Source organism: Mucilaginibacter achroorhodeus (assembly GCF_007846095.1).
GTDB lineage: Bacteria > Bacteroidota > Bacteroidia > Sphingobacteriales > Sphingobacteriaceae > Mucilaginibacter > Mucilaginibacter achroorhodeus.
This window is the reverse complement of sequence record NZ_VOEI01000001.1, coordinates 1,131,946-1,149,257: the sequence shown is the minus strand read 5'-3', so window position 1 is coordinate 1,149,257 and position 17,312 is coordinate 1,131,946. Positions and strand designations below refer to the sequence as shown.

Below are 17,312 nucleotides of genomic sequence, written 5' to 3'. Positions count from 1 at the left end.
ATGATGTAAATCAGAATTTATGCAAGCCAACAACTTTTCTTACTGGGAGCGAACCGCTTTTGTTAATGATGCCGATGTAATAATCATTGGCAGTGGCATTGTTGGGCTTAACGCTGCGCTTCATTTGAAAAGAACAGAGCCAAAGCTAAAGGTACTTGTTTTGGAACAGGGCTTTTTGCCGAGTGGCGCCAGCACTAAAAACGCAGGTTTTGCGTGCTTTGGTACCGTGTCCGAGCAATCGGAGGCGCTGAAAACTTGCTCGCCGGCAGAGGTTGCAGCTTTGGTTAATTACAAATGGCGGGGACTGCAACGTATGCGGCAGATCCTTGGTGATGAGGCAATAGATTACCATCAGCATGGTGGCTATGAGCTGTTTATGAACAAAGAATTTTTGCAAGCAGAAGAGGCTTTTGATAATATTTCACGGTTAAACGAATTGTTGCGAGGTGACATCGAGGGGCATGACATTTATTCAGTTGCGGATGCTAAAATAGCAGGGTTCGGCTTTGCTGGGGTAAAGCACATGATCTATAACCCTTATGAAGGACAGATACATACGGGTAAAATGATGCGTGCCTTATTATCAAAACTTTACCAACAGGATGTACTGGTGCTTAACAACTGCGGTGTTATTTCGATACATAATGAGAGTAAAGGCGTAACACTTAAAACAGTTGTTGGCAGCTTTAAGGCAAGCACGGTAATTGTTGCAACAAACGCATTTGCAAGAACGCTTTACCCCCATCTTGATGTGAAGCCCGGGCGCGGACAGGTATTGGTTACCAAACCTATTGCCGGATTAAAACTCAAAGGCACTTATCACTTTAACGAGGGATATTACTATTTCAGGAATATCGACAACAGGATACTTTTTGGCGGTGGCCGCAACCTTGATTTTAAAGCGGAAGAGACAACCAACTTTGGGCATACAGAAATAGTGCAGGATAAGCTTGTAGAGTATTTGAAAGCTATAATATTGCCCGGCACTCCTTTTGAAATTGATTATTGGTGGAGCGGCATCATGGGCTTTGGCGAACAGCTTAAGCCGATTGTAAAGGAGCTTGAGCCCAACATCTTTTGTGCGGTACGCTGCAACGGCATGGGCGTAGCCATGGGCACGTTAGTTGGGGAAGAGGTGGCTGAGTTGGTGCTGAATACTTAACTTGAACTAATCTCATCGACATTACATGCGTTCGATGAGATTGCCACGTCGCTGCGCTCCTCGCAATGATATAATTTAAACGGGGTATTATAACAACTCTACTAACCGCTCCAGCGCCATACCTCTCGAACCTTTTATAAGCACGGTTGCGTTCTTTATCGGGTTTTCTTTGAGCCCGTTAATGGCATCTTCGGCAGTAAGGTAAAATGTGGTGTTGACCAGCTTTGCACTCTCAACCTCCGATTGCTGGCTTGTAAAATCTTTGCCGATGAAGATGCATTGATCCAGGTTGGCAGAGAGCGCTTTTTTGATAACTGCTGTATGTTCAGCCGCTGACTCTTCACCCATTTCGAACATATCACCTAAGATCACCACCTTGCGATCGGCTTTTACTTTGTCCATGTTATCAATGGCCACAAACATGCTGCTTGGATTGGCATTGTAAAAATCACAGATAAGGGTATTTCTTGCCGTTTGCACAATTTGCGATCGGTTGTTCTTTGGCTGGTAACCCTCAACGCCTGCGTTGATCTCATCAGAATTGAGCCCGAAAAAAGTACCTATACAAACAGCTGCTAAAATATTATCCAGATTATAAGAGCCGGTTAGCTGCGATTTTACGTTGTATGATGAGCTTTTTTTGTCGTTCCACTTAAAGCTAAGCAGCGGGGCATTCTCCAATAATTTGCCGTTTACCAGGTTATCATTGTTGATGCTTTTACCGTAGTAAACTACGTTTTGCATGTTGCGTGCTTTCCGCATTTCCTGCAGCACGTTATCATCACTATTGATAAATGCTATGCGGCTGCTATCCTCATTCAAGAAATCGTACAGCTCGCCTTTGCCTTTTTTTACACCCTCCACACCACCAAAACCTTCTAAGTGTGCTCTGCCAACATTGGTGATCATGCCGTGGCTTGGTTGGGCAATACTACATAACAGCGCTATCTCGCGTTGGTGGTTAGCGCCCATCTCAATAACCGCCACTTGGTGCGAGCTATTTATGGTAAGTATGGTAAGGGGCACACCTATGTGGTTATTTAGGTTTCCCTTAGTAGCAAGGGTGTTAAATTTTTCAGAAAGCACAGCATTGATCAGCTCTTTAGTAGTGGTTTTGCCATTTGAGCCGGTAAGTCCTATAACCGGTATGGTTAGCTGCTTACGGTGATGCCTCGCTAAATCTTGCAGTGCGGTCAGCACATCATCAACCAATAAAAATTGATCACCTTTTGCGTATTCGGGGTTATCGATAACAGCATAAGCCGCCCCTGCTTCGATAGCCTTTTCGGCGAAAGTATTGGCATCAAATTTTTCTCCCTTTAGGGCAAAGAACAGGCTACCCGGTGCAATATTGCGCGTATCGGTACTGATAATCGGATGCTGCAGATAGAGCTGGTAAATTTCTTCGGTAGTGATCATGGTGTACGAATATATAAAACGGCTTTGAGCTTTTAAGTGTTTGCGTTCTGCATAAAATTCATCCAGGCTATAACAGCTTTTATCTCGCCGTAGCTGTAAGCATCACCTAAAACTTCCTTAAGCGGGGCAAGGCGTTCTGCACCATAACTTTCTATGGCGTTTTTTATAGCAGGCATTTTATCGGCAGATACAAATGTGCTTACATCCAACTCCCCGGTTTGCACAAATGATGACAAGTGACCTTCGATAGTTGTGGTTGATAAGCCACGTTCATGTGCGATCTCCGTTACAGATAATCCTTGCTTGAAAAGCTCAAGGCTGGCTTTGTTGGTGTCAGATACTTTTGCCTTTTTGGGTTTTCGTTCACGCTTTGCTGATTTTAGTTTGATCAGCGAATCCAATCCCTTAGCCTTGCTGTAGTTAACGATGAGCTCTAAAAACTCGCGCCCATAACGTGCCAGTTTTACATCGCCAAAGCCGGAAATTAATCTGAGCTCATCCATTTTTTGAGGCAGATAAGTGGCCATCTCCTGCAGTGTGGAATCTGATAATATTATGTAAGCCGCAAGGTTCTCACTCACGGCAAAATCATGTCGGCGCTGGCGCAGGGCGTTCAATAATTCTGCTTCGTAGGCAGGAGTTTCGTATTCCGCCTCTTCAGTTATATGATGCGCTATCAATTCAACCTTTTGTTCACCTTTAAGCACTGCTTCGCTTTTGGGCGTAAGTTTCAGGGTGGGATAACCGTTTTCATCAGCCTGTTGGAGAAAGCCCTGCCCGGTCAGTTCGCGAAGGTAACGCTGCCAGTCGGCTTTGCTGATATCGGCACCGGCACCATAAGTTTTAAGTGCCTTATGGTCGGCCCAGATCTTCTCACTTTTTGATCCGCGAAGAAAATCAACAATGTAATTATTACCAAAGCGCTCTTTTAATCTTGCTACCGCGGATAGCGCTTTCTGTGCTATAAGCGTGCCATCGAACTTGGTGAACTCACTTAAACAAAAATCGCATGAGCCGCAATGGTCCGGAAAATCCTCGTCAAAGTAATTCATGAGGTACTGTCGGCGGCAGGCGTGCAACTGGCAATAATTCACCATATCATCCAGCTTTTTCAGCATGATGGCGCTTTGCTCTGCATTGTTATCTACCATGGCGAAGCCGCGCAATTTAATGGCGTCGCCCGGCGAATACAGCAGCATGGCATCAGATGGTAAGCCATCGCGACCGGCGCGACCGGTTTCCTGGTAATAACCCTCTATATTCTTGGGCAGATCCATATGCACCACATAGCGCACGTTTGATTTATTGATGCCCATCCCAAAGGCGATGGTAGCCACTATTATCTTCACATCATCGCGCAAAAAAGCTTCCTGGTTTTGAGCTTTTACCTCGTTATTTAAACCGGCATGGTAAGCCTCAACGGCATAACCTTCTTCTTTAAGGTCAGCAGCTAAAGCTTCGGTTGACTTGCGGGACAGGCAGTAGATTATACCCGACTCATCCTTACGCTGCTCCAGGAAATCCATCAATTGATCTAAGCCCTTGCGCCTCGGCACTACCCGGTAGGTGATGTTGGCCCTGTTAAACGATGAAACAAAAACTGAAGGCTTGTGCAGATTAAGTTTTTCTAAAATATCTTTCTGGGTAAGTTTATCTGCCGTTGCAGTTAAAGCAATTACCGGCACTCCCGAAAATTCTTTTTTTAATCCGGCAAGCATCAGGTATTCAGGCCTGAAATCATGCCCCCATTGCGAGATACAATGTGCTTCATCAATAGCAAATTGGACTACGTTCAGGGTCTTTAAAAAAGCCATCATCCGGTTATCGGGCGCAAATAAGCGTTCGGGTGCTATGTAGAGCAGGCGCAGCTGGTTGTTTTGTAGCTGGATAGCTATATCTTTTTGCTCTTCGGTAGATTGGCTGGAGTTGAGATAAGCCGCCGGGATACCGCTCAGGTTAAGGCTATCCACCTGGTCTTTCATCAGCGCAATCAATGGTGAAATAACCACGGTTAATCCATTCAGTAAAACCGCAGGCAACTGGTAGCATAATGATTTGCCACCACCGGTTGGCATCAGCACCATTACATCCTGGTTGTTTAAAACGGTATTGATAATAGCTTCCTGCGAATGGCGGAACTCGGAATAACCAAAATACTTTTGAAGGGCTTGCAAAGGAGTCATCACTATGGCAAAGGTGCGGATTTGAAATTGCAGCCCCATGTGTATCAGCAAAAAAAATCCTTAGATTAGCTTTACTGAACTGACTTTACTAAATGATAAAAAAACTACTTACCACATTTATAGCTTCTTTTTGCGTTGCGGCAGTATTTGCGCAACAACTGCAAACCCCAGAACAATTTCTTGGCTACAAACTGGGCGAGCATTTTACGCCACACCACCGCATTGTTGAGTACTTCAAATACGTTGCTGCTACATCTAAGAATATAAAGCTGCAACAGTTTGGTATTACAAACGAAGGTCGGCCACAGATTGCAGCATTTATTGCATCGTCAGGTAATATAAACCGGCTTGATGAGATAAGGCACAATAACCTACGACTGGCCGGGATAGAGAGTGGTGCTGCATCTGCAAACACTCCGGTGATCACTTACCTGAGCTATAATGTTCACGGCAATGAACCGGCATCAAGTGAAGCGGCAATGTGGACGCTGTATGATCTGGTGGATCCAAACAATGCCAAGGTACAGGTTGAATTAAAAAACATGGTGGTGATCATTGATCCATGTTTAAACCCGGATGGGCGTGAGCGATATGTGAATTTTTATAATTCAGTAGTTGGTGCCGCACCAAACGCAAGCCCCACCGCGAGGGAACACATGGAACCATGGCCAGGCGGCAGGGTGAATCATTATTACTTTGACCTTAACCGCGATTGGGCTTGGCAGGCACAAAAAGAAACACAGGCGAGAGTAGCCTTATTTAATCAATGGCTGCCGCAGATACATGTTGATTTTCATGAGCAGGGCTATAATAACCCTTATTATTTTGCACCGGCGGCCGAGCCTTACCACAAAGACATAACCCAGTGGCAGCGCGATTTCCAGGTGACGATTGGCAAGAACAATGCTAAACACTTTGATGCCAACGGCTGGATGTATTTTACAAAACAGGAATTTGACCTGCTGTACCCATCTTACGGCGATACCTATCCGCTTTACAATGGCTCTATCGGCATGACCTATGAGCAAGGTGGTATAGGCGCCGGCCTTGCCGTGGTTACCGCCATCGGAGATACACTTACACTTTTCCAACGTATAGCACACCACCACGAAACAAGCATGGCTACCGTTGAAGTGGTTGCAGCTAATAGCCAGCGTGTGGTTAGCGAGTTTAAAAAGTTTTATGATAATAGCCGCCAAAACCCGCCTGGGCAGTTTAAAACCTATGTTATAAAAAACGATAACAATGAAAAGGTTGAGCAATTAGCCAAACTGCTTACCCGCAACGGTATACAATTTGGCTACGGATTGGGTAACAAAGCGGTAACCGGGTATAATTATTTTAGCGGGGCTGATGAACGCTATACCGTTGGCAATAACGACCTGGTGATAAATGCCTATCAGCCTAAATCGGTACTGCTGCATGTATTGCTGGAACCTAAGACATATATACCGGATTCGTCAACTTATGACATAACTGCGTGGTCGTTACCTTATGCTTACGGGTTAAAGGCTTACGGATTAAAAGAATCGTACAAGCCGGCCAATGCCAACTGGAGCGTGGTTAAGCCGGCTGCGCTGAGCAACACAAAAGCTTATGCTTATGTATCTGCCTGGCAATCCATTGCTGACGTGAGATTCCTTTCTGCTTTATTGAAGCAAGGTGTTAAGGTAAGGTACTCGCAGGAACCGTTTGAAGCAGGAGGTAAAAAATTTACTGCCGGTTCGCTGCTGATAACTCGCGCTGGTAATGACCGCCCCGACTTTGACAGGATGATAACGCAAATAGCAGCCAACCTGGGCCATGAGATAACACCGCTTTCAACAGGCTTTGTTGATAAGGGATCGGATATCGGTTCTTTTGACATAAGATATATTAAGAAACCACGCATAGCGTTGGTTTCCGGCGATGGTATCAACGCTGAAGCGATGGGCGAGGTTTGGCACTTCATGGAGCAGCAGATAGGTTACCCGGTTACGCTTATCAGGTACCAGGACCTTAACCGCTTAAAGCTTGCCGATTATGATGTGATTGTTTTGCCCGACGGAAGGTACAATGACCTATCGACAGATAACCTGCAAAAGTGGGTAAGTGACGGCGGTAAACTCATAGCCATGGAAAATGCAGTGGCATCCTTGGTTGATAAAAAAGGATTTGACATCAAAGCTAAAGAAGATAAGAAGGCAGACAAGCCTGATGCTAAAGCCAAGCCGCAGAAACGTATTTATGCGGATCGTAACCGCGATGCCTTGCGGTCAAGCATACCGGGAGCTATATTTAAAGTGAACATCGATAATACCCACCCGCTGGGCTATGGCTTCCCTAAGTTTTATTACACTTTAAAACTTAGTGAGGATATTTACGAGCCTCTTGGCGATGACGATTGGAGTGTAGGCACTATAGATAGCAAAGCTTATGTTGCAGGTTTTGCAGGTTTCCTAACCAAACAAAAACTAACCAGCGGTATGCTCATGGGCGTACAAGGTATTGGCCGCGGCTCAGTAGTTTACCTGGCCGATGATCCGCTGTTCAGGAGTTTTTGGGAAAACGGCAAGCTATTATTCAGCAATGCGCTGTTTATGGTGGGGCAATAGAAGCCCCCAGCCCCCTGAAGGAGGAGTGGAATTTACTCATCACCATTAAATATAAAGCCCGTTCATAAAAACATGAACGGGCTTTATGCTTTTCATAAGCTCCCCCTTCAGGGGGCTGGGGGGCTAATTGCCGCTTTTCACCCTGCCTTTTTCATCGTCGGCGCCGCTTTGGTGCTGGCGGATTTTAATTTTGCTGTTACCGAAGTTGTAGGTAAGTGTTAAGCGCGCCAAACGGGTTTCGTTTTTCTGACGAACATCCAGGTTTACGTTTTGATAATGGCTGCTTACATTATTTCGGCGGGTATCAAATATATCGCTCACGCTAAATTTGATGTTCAATTTTTTCTGGGCAAATGAGCGGCTTACCCCTGCGTCTACAGAATACTGGGGTTTAATATCAAACAAACCATACCTTAATGATGACTGGTAGTTGCCGGACACTTCTGCCTTAAAGCCTGCAAACAGGAAGTTTTGAGTTAAGCGGGCCTGGTAAGCAAATTTGCCGGCGTTCAATTGTCCGCCTAATAATGAGTCTGATTTAAACTTTTGGTAGAACGCTGTTGCGTTGATGTTACCTGTCCACCACTTGGTTATAGTGAATGGACTGTTAACGTTAGCGTTGTAAGAATCCTGAGAGTTTAAATTCAGGTTGGTTTGGTAGGTAGCTTTGGTTATGGTATCAGTAAGGATAACCTGTGTGCTAACATCAGTAGTATGGCTATAGCCTAATGTTAGGTTAATGGTTTTGTTATAGGTATAGCTTAGTTCAAATGAGTTGGTATACTGCGGTCTTAAGAATGGATTACCTTGTTCGTAAGTATATTGGTCGAGGTAGAACCTGAAAGGATTTAGGTTGTCATAGTTGGGCCTGTCTATACGGCGGCTGTAGCTAAAACCAAGTTCGTGTTTATCTGATAGGGTGTGATTAACAAATAAACTCGGGAACAGGTTAAGATAATTACGTTTAACCACCTGGTTGTAAGTAATCAGATCACCTGTTGATGATGTGTTCTCGGCCCTCAAGCCTAACTGTACGGATGTTTTAGTGAAAGTTTTACCCAGGTTAATGTAGCCGGCCGCAATCTTTTCATCATAAACAAAACGGTTGGTGCGGGTTGGATCGTTAACAAACTGGTGACTATTTACGGTTCCGGTACTGTCAACCTGCGCCTGCAGATCGTTATCGGTTTTTACTGAGCTGAATTTTGCACCAGCTTCAAACTTAAGCGTTTTAGTGATAGGCAGCGTGTAATCCACCTTTTGAGTCCAGATGGTAATGGTAGACGGCGTTTGGTTTGCTATAAACAAAGGTCGCCTTTGTGTGCTGCCATCCGGGCGGAAAAAATAAGTATCATAAACTGCATCAGAGTTGTTGCGGTATTTAGAGTAATCTGCATCTACGCTTATTTCCTGGCCCAGCGTATCAATCTGGTATTTGTCGTTAATGTTTGCCGAGAAGCTGCGGTAGGTTTGCTTCATATCAGCAATGGTAGTTTGGTAAGAGTCAGCCGCGGCAGGTGTGAGGCCCAGGCGGGTAATACCTGTATTGTCATTATATTCGTTTGTGTAATCGCCGTTTACAACAAATCCAAGCGTATTCTTTTTCGATGTAGCATAATCAGCCCCAAAACGGTAGTTGTTGTAATGGATCTTATTAAACATGTTGGTTTGCTGTTTAAAGTAAGTGCTTTTAGAAGCACTGTCTACCCGGCGATCTATCGCTATAACATTCTCCCTGTTAATGTCGCCACGGGTAAGGGTTGCAAACACGTTAAGGTTGCCGTTTTTATGGTTAAGCGTTAAGCTGGTGTTGTCCCGAAAATTTTTACCGTAGGCACCGTTTACGGTCAAGCTACCATTGGTGCCTATCATTTTGTTTTTCTTAAGCTTAATATTAATGATACCCGAGTTTCCTGATGCATCGTATTTTGATGATGGATTTGTGATCAACTCTATCGATTGGATATTTGAGCCATCTGTTGAGCGCAGGTAAGTGGTTAATTGCTGTGCGGACATGTAGGTAAGCTTATCGTTTATCATTACGGTAACACCCTGTTTGCCTTTGAGGCTGATGTTGTCGTCTTTATCAACCGTAACACCCGGCGCGCGTTCCAATATCTCGAGCGCGTTGTTACCTGCGGCTAAAACACTGTTTTCAACGTTCATTACGGTACGGTCCAATTTGCGCTCTATAAGCGGCTTGCTTGCAACTACATTTACGCCTTGTAAGCTGCGGCTGGCAGTTGTCATATTAAGTACAGGTGCTGTAACATTGGTTTGGCCGTTGACAACATCAAAGGCCGCGGTAAATGCCGGCTGGTAGCCAACGCTTGTTCCTTTAATAATGTATTTGCCTTCGGTTATCTTATCAAATACGTACCTGCCGGCATCATTGGTTAAAGTGCCTTTTACAACGGTAGAGTCTTTTGCTCTTAACAGGGTTACTGTTGCATAATCAACCGGTTTAGATTGGTCGTTTATAAAGGCACCTGTTACGGTAGCCCGGGGCGGTGAGGTGGTTTGTGCATTTAAGCGCCCGCCTGTAAAGGCCAGCGCAACGATGATAAATATTTTGGTTAATTGTTTCATAGGTTCAAAAAGTTTAGGCAATAGAAATTCACGAAGACAGAATCCTCTATTTTTTTTGCCGGTAAATAGTTTGTGTGTTTGCGGTTAGCCGCGGGTGTTAATTAAGATAGTAGATGTTTCTATGTGCGATATGTGATTTCTTTAGTGTTGCTGTGATCGTTTTTATTATAAGATGACGAAACAGGGCTAAAGGTTACATCGAAATTCATTTTTTTAATGCAGGGATGGCAAATTCCAAGATCTGCTGCAAACCGAAATAGTGCATTTGAGGCGTATCACACACCATTTTTATGTTATTAGCTGTATCATTTGCCTGAGATACAGCAACGTTTGTTTTGTGGCTGCCTATGGTTATGCAAAAAGGTATTATAAGCCCGCTGATGATCAGCAGGCTTATATACTTTATTAAGGTTCTCATTGTTTTAAAGTGTCTGTTTTGGCACTATCTATTTTCAATGTCCTGGCGGGAGTTACCACGGTGTCTATCTTGCATTGCAGGCCATTATCTGTCATCAAAAAATTAGCAAATGAGGCGTTCTCTTGCTTGTTCCAGCTTTTGCAATCGTAAACACTGATGCCGTTAAGCATCCCATCCAGCTCGTCATCAATAACCAGTTTGGTATTCATTGGTAGCTTAAGGGTAAGGTGTACTTCCTGGTTTCTCCAGGCAATATTTTCTGATTTTTTAAATCTGCGGTTAAACTTTAAAACGTTCCCTGTTTGCTCGAAATGATAGGTGATGCCACGTGCGTTACCCAAGGCATCTTCATAATCGCCTCCCCTCCCACTGAACGACTCCACTAAAACCGGTTGTGAAACATCACTGCGTTCAATGTTTATCGATACCTCAGAATTTGGCATGTTAAAGTTTTCCTCGTTATCATCTAATATCACTCCCCCCTTAAAGTCTTTGATATTGTACCGTGCGCTGTCTTCTGCGGTCAGGAACTTCATATCGTTACGTTTCAAATGGTAAGTGCTGTCTGCAGAAGGCGCTATGTTAATAGTGCGGCTGTAGCTGGCACCTGCCCTAAATTGTGATGTAATCCTTACTGCATAGAATATCACAATACTTAACGATACTATCCAGCACATTAATAACGTAGAAGCAAGTGTGCGGCCAATGCCTTTTGCGTTAAATACATAGGTAAGTATGGCAAGCATAATAGCCAGCAATGGAATTATCACCAATAGTAAAGTGGATATCACGAAGATAACATTTGACCTTTCGGTAGTCAACGAATTGAAGGGGTACACAAAAGGAAAACCACCATGGCCGCTGGCGAAGCCCACAATAACGGCCCCTACGGTGAGCACTATACCGGCAAAGCTGGCTATGATGATACAGATAGCTATCAATTTAAATATAACCTTACCTGCGCCGCCAAGGAAGTTACCGGTGTGTTGTACTACATCGCCGGCAAAATCTCTTGTTTTATAAACAAAAGGACGTGCCTCGTCACTAAAATTTGAGAGATTGCTTTTTAAGCCGCTCATTTCTTCCTCGAAATTAGTTTTAAAACCCTGCAGGTTTAAACGCTGGCCTTTCATGGCCATACGGTCTGCACGGGTTTTGGCTTTAGGCACAACAATCCATAGTATTATATATAGTATAAGGCCGGTACCGCCAAAGGCAACCAGAACGGCAAATGCCAGACGGAGCCAAACCGAATTAAAATCAAAGTAATTGGCAATGCCCGAGCAAACGCCTGCCACAAGATGGTCATCAGGATCGCGGAAAAGGCGGCGGGGTTGTGAAGCAGGGTGTATGCCTGAATGAATAGTACTGGTGTTGCCGTCTTCCACGCTTTCAAAGTCGGCTACAGAACCCATTTGCTCAACTACTGATTTTACGTCCTGCTCTATGATAACCTGCTTTCCTTCTTTTAATAATATCTCGTTGAACATCTCTGCAATGCGGTTCTCAATATCGGTAGTGATCTCAAGGCTATCGGCAGATCCCATAAAATGGCGCTGTACATCCGTCATATAGCTTTTAAGTATCTCATAAGCATTTTCCTCGATGTGGAAGACGATGCCGTTTATGTTTATAATAATTGTTTTATTCATGATCTGGGTGATGTTAAAGGTTAGTGTTTGTTATTTCTGTCGCCGATGGAGGTTTGTACGGCAAAGGCCAGTTCCTGCCAGGTAGTGTCCAGTTGCTCAAGCACCTTGCGCCCTTCTTCGGATATCACATAGTACTTCCTGGGCGGGCCCGATGTGCTTTCTACCCAGTTATAGGCAAGCAATCCGTTGTTTTTAAGCCGGGTTAACAAAGGATATAATGTACCCTCAACCACCAGCAGCCGGGCCTTCTTCAGTTCGGCGATGATATCAGATGCATATATTTCACCCTTTGCTATTATGGAAAGTATGCAATACTCCAGTATGCCTTTCCTCATTTGGGTTTGTGTGTTCTCAACAATCATAATACAAAGATATATGTTTAAGAATGTATTATGCAATACATAGTACTATATTTTTGAGATTTATTTTTGGCCGTATTAGATTTCGATTAGAATAGGCCTTAGAGGGCCCTCCAAATTTGAACGGTGGATACTGGTATGTTACTTTTATGTTATTAATTATTAACTATCTTATTAATCACAGCATGAAAAAACTTCTACTAGTAAGTTTGTGCTTTCTGTCGTTGTTTGTAACGCAGGTCTATGCACAAAATCGTACGATTACTGGTACAGTTACTTCAAAGGACGACGGTTTACCGCTGCCCGGAGTAAGTGTAACCGTAACCGGAGCTTCAATTGGTACTCAAACCAATGCCGCAGGTAAGTTCTCCTTAAGCATACCTGCTTCGGCAAAATCTTTAACTTTTTCTTTTATTGGATTTAAAAAACAGGAAAAACAGCTTGGCAGCGGCAGCGCACTAAACGTGGTTCTTGAATCTTCCGCTAATGAATTAGGTGAGGTTGTTGTAACAGGTGCTTTGGGTATACAAAAAGCCAAAAGAGAAACCGCGTATTCTTCTACAACTGTTACCAGTAAGGACATCAACCAAACCAATGTAACCAACTTTGCCAACGGTTTAACAGCGAAAGTTGCGGGTTTGGCAATCCAAACTGTTGATAACAGCATCGACCCTAATGTTACAATCAAGCTTCGTGGTAACCGTTCAATCGCGGGTAACAACAATGCCTTGATCGTAATTGACGGTGTGCCGGCTCCTTATGGTGCAATCAACTCTATTAACCCTGATGACATTGCTGAAACCCAGATCCTTAAAGGTGCAGGCGCGGCAGCACTGTATGGTTCTGAGGCATCAAATGGTGCGGTATTGATAACCACTAAACGCGGTGCCAGCAACGGCAAGCCGGTTATCAGCTACAATAACTCATTTCAAATTCAGCAAGTAGGCTTTTTTCCTAAATTTCAAAACACATATGGTATGTATGGTGGCGAGGGAGCCCCTTATATAGATCCTCTTACCGGAGGCGCTACGTATGTTCCTTATGAGAATCAATTGTACGGACCTGCCTATGATCCAACTGGTAATACTAAAGTTCAGGTAGGTTATCCAGCAGGTAGCGCTACGGGCCCAACTTTGGTTGTTCCTTACAAAGCGCTTCCGAAAAATCCAATCGAATCGTTCTTTAATACAGGTATCGTTGAGCAAAACGAGGTTTCAGTACAACAAGGTGATGCTGCCAACTCGTTTTATCTCTCTGCACAAAACGTGTATTCTAAAGGTGTTGTTCCTAATGATAAAAATCTACGTACCAGCGTAAGTGCACGTGGAGCAAGAACTTTAGGAATTTTCAAAGCTGATTATTCTGTAAGCTATACAAAAACGGATGTGAGCACTTACGGAACTGGTTACAACGGTTCTTTGCTGTATACCAACTTAATGCAATGGCCTGCATTTTTGGATATCAAACAATTTAGAAATGCTAACACCGGCACTTTCTCAAACCCAAGTGATTTTTATGACGCTTATGCTATCAACCCTTATTGGATAGTTGATAACTCAAGGATCAATACATCAAGAGACGTATTTTTATCAAATCTTAAGTTAAGCTTAAACCCAACTAAATGGATGGATTTAGCTTATCACGTTTCTTATAACTTTGGTGTTAACCAACAACGTTTCACTCAAAGCGAAGTAAGATTTACCCCTTATGGAGTAAGCGACCCTTACGGCGCAAGTAGTGTACAATCAACTTTTAAAAACACTTTATTAGCTCCGGGTCGGGTAGCAGACGTTTACCAGTTTGGTGACGGAACGTTAAACGGTTACCCAAGTGGTTACGCAAGGTTACAAGGAGATGCGACAGTAAATTTGCATCATACTTTCTTTAATGACTTTAAAACCAGCTTATTATTAGGAAATACTGTTTGGCAACAACGCTATAAGGCAATGGCCACTTCAAGTAACAGTTTGTTGGTACCAAATGTATACAACGTTGCCTATATAGGTGGTATACCAGCTGCGAATGAATCAGAAGCTAAGATCCGTCAGATTGCATTCTTCGCAGATTTAAACATTGGTTACAAAAACTATGCGTTTTTTGAAGGAACATTAAGAAATGACCGTGACTCAAGGCTTTCAGCTAAAAACCGGTCATTCTACTACCCTTCAGCTAAATTGTCATTTGTGCCAACAGATGCTTTGTCGTTTATGAAAGATAACAGAGTATTAAATTACCTGAAGATATACGGTTCTGTAAGCCGTGTAGGTAATATATCTATTGGCCCTTATCAGATCAATAACATCTACGGCGTTACCTCAGGTTTCCCTTACGGTGCTTTGGGTGGTTTAAGTGCAGGTACAACTTACTACAGCCAAGATCTAAAGCCTGAGCAAGTAAATGAAATTGAAACAGGTTTAGAAGCAGCTTTATTCAACAATCGTTTAAGCTTATCTGCCACTTACTACAAACAAAACAGTAAAAACCAAACGCTTACTGTTCAAACATCGTCAGCAACTGGTTATAACGCTTCATTGCTTAACGTTGGTGAAGTTCAGTCATCTGGTTACGAATTTGAGGCTACTGCCGACCTGATGACAAAAAGTGCCAACATTTTTGGTTGGAGAGTAAAAGGTAACTTCTCAATCAACGATTCTAAAGTTATATCTCTTATACCAGGTGTAAACACTTTTGATATTTTGACCTTTGGTACCGCAGCGGTTTCTGCAAAAGTTGGCCAACCTTTCCCTTTATTAAGAGGTACCGATCTTAACCGCGATCCACAAGGCCGTGTTATCGTAGACGCTAACACTGGTCTGCCTTCTACAAACAGTACTCCGAAAGACTTTGGCAGAACAACCCCTAAATATATCTTAGGCTTAACTTCTTCATGGACCTATAAGATCGCAACTTTAACCGCGGTTTCTGAATACAGAAGTGGTTACGTTATTTACAACCAGGTTGGTAGCACCATGAACTTCGGTGGTTCATCATATGTATCTGCTTCAGCAGGCCGTTCACGTTTCATTTTCCCTAACTCTGTTATTAACACAGGTACTGCTGCTAACCCGGTTTACACACCAAACACATCAGTATCAATACAAGATGGTAACTATGGTTTCTGGCAAAGTTCGCCGTATAACACGGCTAACTCTCCGCTTGTTTCAAGCGCTGCATTCTGGAAATTACGTGAGGTTTCTTTAGCTTTCGATCTTACCCAATATATCAGACATACTGGTTTCATCAAAGGGCTAAACTTTGCGTTAACAGGTCGTAACCTTGCGCTATGGAAACCTAAAAACAATCCTTGGACAGATCCTGAGTTCTCAGATACTATCGGTAATGGTGCTGGAACTACCAGCGCAGCTCAAACTCCGGCTACACGTATTTACGGCGCAGACCTAAGAGTAACATTTTAATTGATACACAAATATGAAAAAGAATATAATCACTATAGCACTTTTAACACTCGGGTTAACCGCGTGTAAAAAGGACTTTTTGAGTTTGGAAACAAACCCAAATGCACCTTCGTCGACTACGCCCCAATTTACGTTGGCTGGTGCCCTAAAAGTGGCGGCTGATATCTCAAATACGAGCTCCCAATATAATGCCTATGCTACATGGGCAGGCCAGTGGGCGCCAAGCGGTAACTATGTACCAAGTGTACAACTACAGCAGTACAATTTTGATAATACTTTTTATCAGACCTGGACGCCGTTATACCAAAATGCTACCAACTTCAATAACTTGGTTAAGTTTGGTTTAGCTGATGCTTCATTCGCTAAATTTCAGGCTATCGGGATGATCATGAAAGTTTATGATTTTCAACAGTTGGTAGATAGCTATAACAACGTGCCTTACACAGATGCGTTTCAGGCCCCAAGTGTGCTTTTCCCAAAGTATGACAACGGTTCGGATATCTACAACGACCTGGCATCTAAATTAGATGATGCAATTAAACTAATAAACTCAAGTAGTTCAGCGGTTGATCCAGGTAGTTCTGATATCATGTTTAAAGGCGATATGACTAAATGGAAGAAGTTTGCTAACACTTTAAAATTACGTTTAGCTATCCGCTTAAGTAATTTGGGTGGCGGTGCTGCAAAATCAACATTGGCTACTACCGCGAGCGAGGGATATATCGACGATACCTTCCAGGCAACTTTAAACCCGGGTTATACTAACAGCGATGCTTTTGGTGGCCAGGAGAGCCCTTTCTGGAGAGTTTACGGGTTTGACCAAAACGGTAATCCGATCGGTGGATCTAACGACTATTGGAGAGCTAATGCTTTTGAAGTTAATTTATTAAAATCACTGAACGATCCTCGTTTGACAAAGGTTTATGCACCTGTAACAGCCGATGCTTCTGGTAGCACCTACACAGGCATCGTATTCGGGTCTTCAACAGCATCTCCTAACCCTAATACCAGCGGTATAGGCACAGGTTTGTTAAAATCGCCTACGATGGATGCAGTTGTATTTTCTTCAGCACAATCATTGTTTTTACAAGCCGAAGCTGTTGCAAGAGGATATATTTCGGGAAACGCTACATCACTTTACAACAGAGCAATTACTGCATCATTTAATAACTTAAATGTTGCAAATGCATCAACAGCTGCTGCTAATTATTATGCTCAACAAAGCGTTGCTTACCCTGCTGGAGGCAGTCTTGAAACCCAGGTTAACGCAATCATAACCCAAAAATACATCGCTGTAACAGGTTATGAAAGAAGCGAGGCTTTTTTTGAATTTAAGAGGACCGGTTATCCTACAGGCGTACCGCGTTCTGTTGATTTAAAAGCTGCCGGAACCACTATTCCAAACCGTGTTTACTATCCGGCATCTGAATATTCTAATAATGCTAACAACGTAGCAACCCAAGGAACGATCAATATCTTTTCTTCAAAAATATTCTGGGCCAAGTAATTCTATTTAAAAC

10 protein-coding genes are annotated in these 17,312 nt (G+C 43.3%); 4 read left to right on the top strand and 6 right to left on the bottom strand.

What is annotated here, in order from left to right; all coding sequences use genetic code 11:
* Positions 1-19 precede the first annotated feature (19 nt).
* Positions 20-1,162, top strand: a complete 1,143-nt coding sequence (locus FPZ42_RS05325; protein ID WP_146269423.1) for an NAD(P)/FAD-dependent oxidoreductase — start codon at positions 20-22, stop codon at positions 1,160-1,162.
* A gap of 87 nt (positions 1,163-1,249) precedes the next feature.
* Here the strand turns inward: FPZ42_RS05325 and FPZ42_RS05320 are convergent, their stop codons facing one another.
* Both FPZ42_RS05320 and recQ read right to left on the bottom strand, forming a co-directional pair.
* Complete coding sequence (locus FPZ42_RS05320; protein WP_315898388.1) at positions 1,250-2,581, bottom strand: UDP-N-acetylmuramoyl-tripeptide--D-alanyl-D-alanine ligase; 1,332 nt, start codon at positions 2,579-2,581, stop codon at positions 1,250-1,252.
* A 32-nt stretch (positions 2,582-2,613) separates the two neighbouring features.
* Positions 2,614-4,803: a DNA helicase RecQ gene (gene recQ / locus FPZ42_RS05315; protein WP_261382226.1), complete on the bottom strand. Its 2,190-nt coding sequence runs from the start codon at positions 4,801-4,803 to the stop codon at positions 2,614-2,616.
* A 53-nt stretch (positions 4,804-4,856) separates the two neighbouring features.
* Between recQ and FPZ42_RS05310 the strand changes: the two genes are divergently transcribed.
* Positions 4,857-7,358, top strand: a complete 2,502-nt coding sequence (locus FPZ42_RS05310) for a M14 metallopeptidase family protein (RefSeq protein ID WP_146269422.1) — start codon at positions 4,857-4,859, stop codon at positions 7,356-7,358.
* A 123-nt stretch (positions 7,359-7,481) separates the two neighbouring features.
* On the opposite strand, the gene FPZ42_RS05305 is transcribed toward FPZ42_RS05310, so the two are convergent.
* From FPZ42_RS05305 to FPZ42_RS05290, 4 genes are all read right to left on the bottom strand, one after another.
* Positions 7,482-9,947, bottom strand: a complete 2,466-nt coding sequence (locus FPZ42_RS05305) for an outer membrane beta-barrel family protein (protein ID WP_146269421.1) — start codon at positions 9,945-9,947, stop codon at positions 7,482-7,484.
* 205 nt (positions 9,948-10,152) lie between these two features.
* Positions 10,153-10,365, bottom strand: a complete 213-nt coding sequence (locus tag FPZ42_RS05300) for a hypothetical protein (RefSeq protein WP_146269420.1) — start codon at positions 10,363-10,365, stop codon at positions 10,153-10,155.
* A complete protein-coding gene (locus FPZ42_RS05295) occupies positions 10,362-12,017 on the bottom strand; it encodes a PspC domain-containing protein (protein ID WP_146269419.1) in 1,656 nt (551 codons plus the stop codon). The genes FPZ42_RS05300 and FPZ42_RS05295 overlap by 4 nt, the downstream gene beginning before the upstream one ends.
* Positions 12,018-12,037: 20 nt before the next feature.
* Positions 12,038-12,379: a PadR family transcriptional regulator gene (locus tag FPZ42_RS05290; protein WP_146269418.1), complete on the bottom strand. Its 342-nt coding sequence runs from the start codon at positions 12,377-12,379 to the stop codon at positions 12,038-12,040.
* 182 nt (positions 12,380-12,561) lie between these two features.
* Between FPZ42_RS05290 and FPZ42_RS05285 the strand changes: the two genes are divergently transcribed.
* The gene (locus FPZ42_RS05285; protein ID WP_186458685.1) at positions 12,562-15,792 is read left to right on the top strand and encodes a SusC/RagA family TonB-linked outer membrane protein; all 3,231 of its coding nucleotides are present in this window, start codon (positions 12,562-12,564) and stop codon (positions 15,790-15,792) included.
* A 13-nt stretch (positions 15,793-15,805) separates the two neighbouring features.
* Positions 15,806-17,299 (top strand): SusD/RagB family nutrient-binding outer membrane lipoprotein, encoded by a 1,494-nt coding sequence (locus tag FPZ42_RS05280; protein ID WP_146269416.1) that lies wholly within the window; start codon positions 15,806-15,808, stop codon positions 17,297-17,299.
* Positions 17,300-17,312: the final 13 nt, after the last annotated feature.

Excerpts from the sequence above, each read along its gene's own strand:
- FPZ42_RS05325 (WP_146269423.1), top strand. The coding sequence starts at position 20 with ATGCAAGCCAACAACTTTTCTTACTGGGAGCGAACCGCTTTTGTTAAT.
- FPZ42_RS05305 (WP_146269421.1), bottom strand. The coding sequence starts at position 9,947 with ATGAAACAATTAACCAAAATATTTATCATCGTTGCGCTGGCCTTTACA.
- FPZ42_RS05310 (WP_146269422.1), top strand. The coding sequence starts at position 4,857 with ATGATAAAAAAACTACTTACCACATTTATAGCTTCTTTTTGCGTTGCG.
- FPZ42_RS05290 (WP_146269418.1), bottom strand. The coding sequence starts at position 12,379 with ATGATTGTTGAGAACACACAAACCCAAATGAGGAAAGGCATACTGGAG.
- FPZ42_RS05300 (WP_146269420.1), bottom strand. The coding sequence starts at position 10,365 with ATGAGAACCTTAATAAAGTATATAAGCCTGCTGATCATCAGCGGGCTT.
- FPZ42_RS05285 (WP_186458685.1), top strand. The coding sequence starts at position 12,562 with ATGAAAAAACTTCTACTAGTAAGTTTGTGCTTTCTGTCGTTGTTTGTA.
- FPZ42_RS05320 (WP_315898388.1), bottom strand. The coding sequence starts at position 2,581 with ATGATCACTACCGAAGAAATTTACCAGCTCTATCTGCAGCATCCGATT.
- FPZ42_RS05280 (WP_146269416.1), top strand. The coding sequence starts at position 15,806 with ATGAAAAAGAATATAATCACTATAGCACTTTTAACACTCGGGTTAACC.
- FPZ42_RS05295 (WP_146269419.1), bottom strand. The coding sequence starts at position 12,017 with ATGAATAAAACAATTATTATAAACATAAACGGCATCGTCTTCCACATC.
- recQ (WP_261382226.1), bottom strand. The coding sequence starts at position 4,803 with ATGGGGCTGCAATTTCAAATCCGCACCTTTGCCATAGTGATGACTCCT.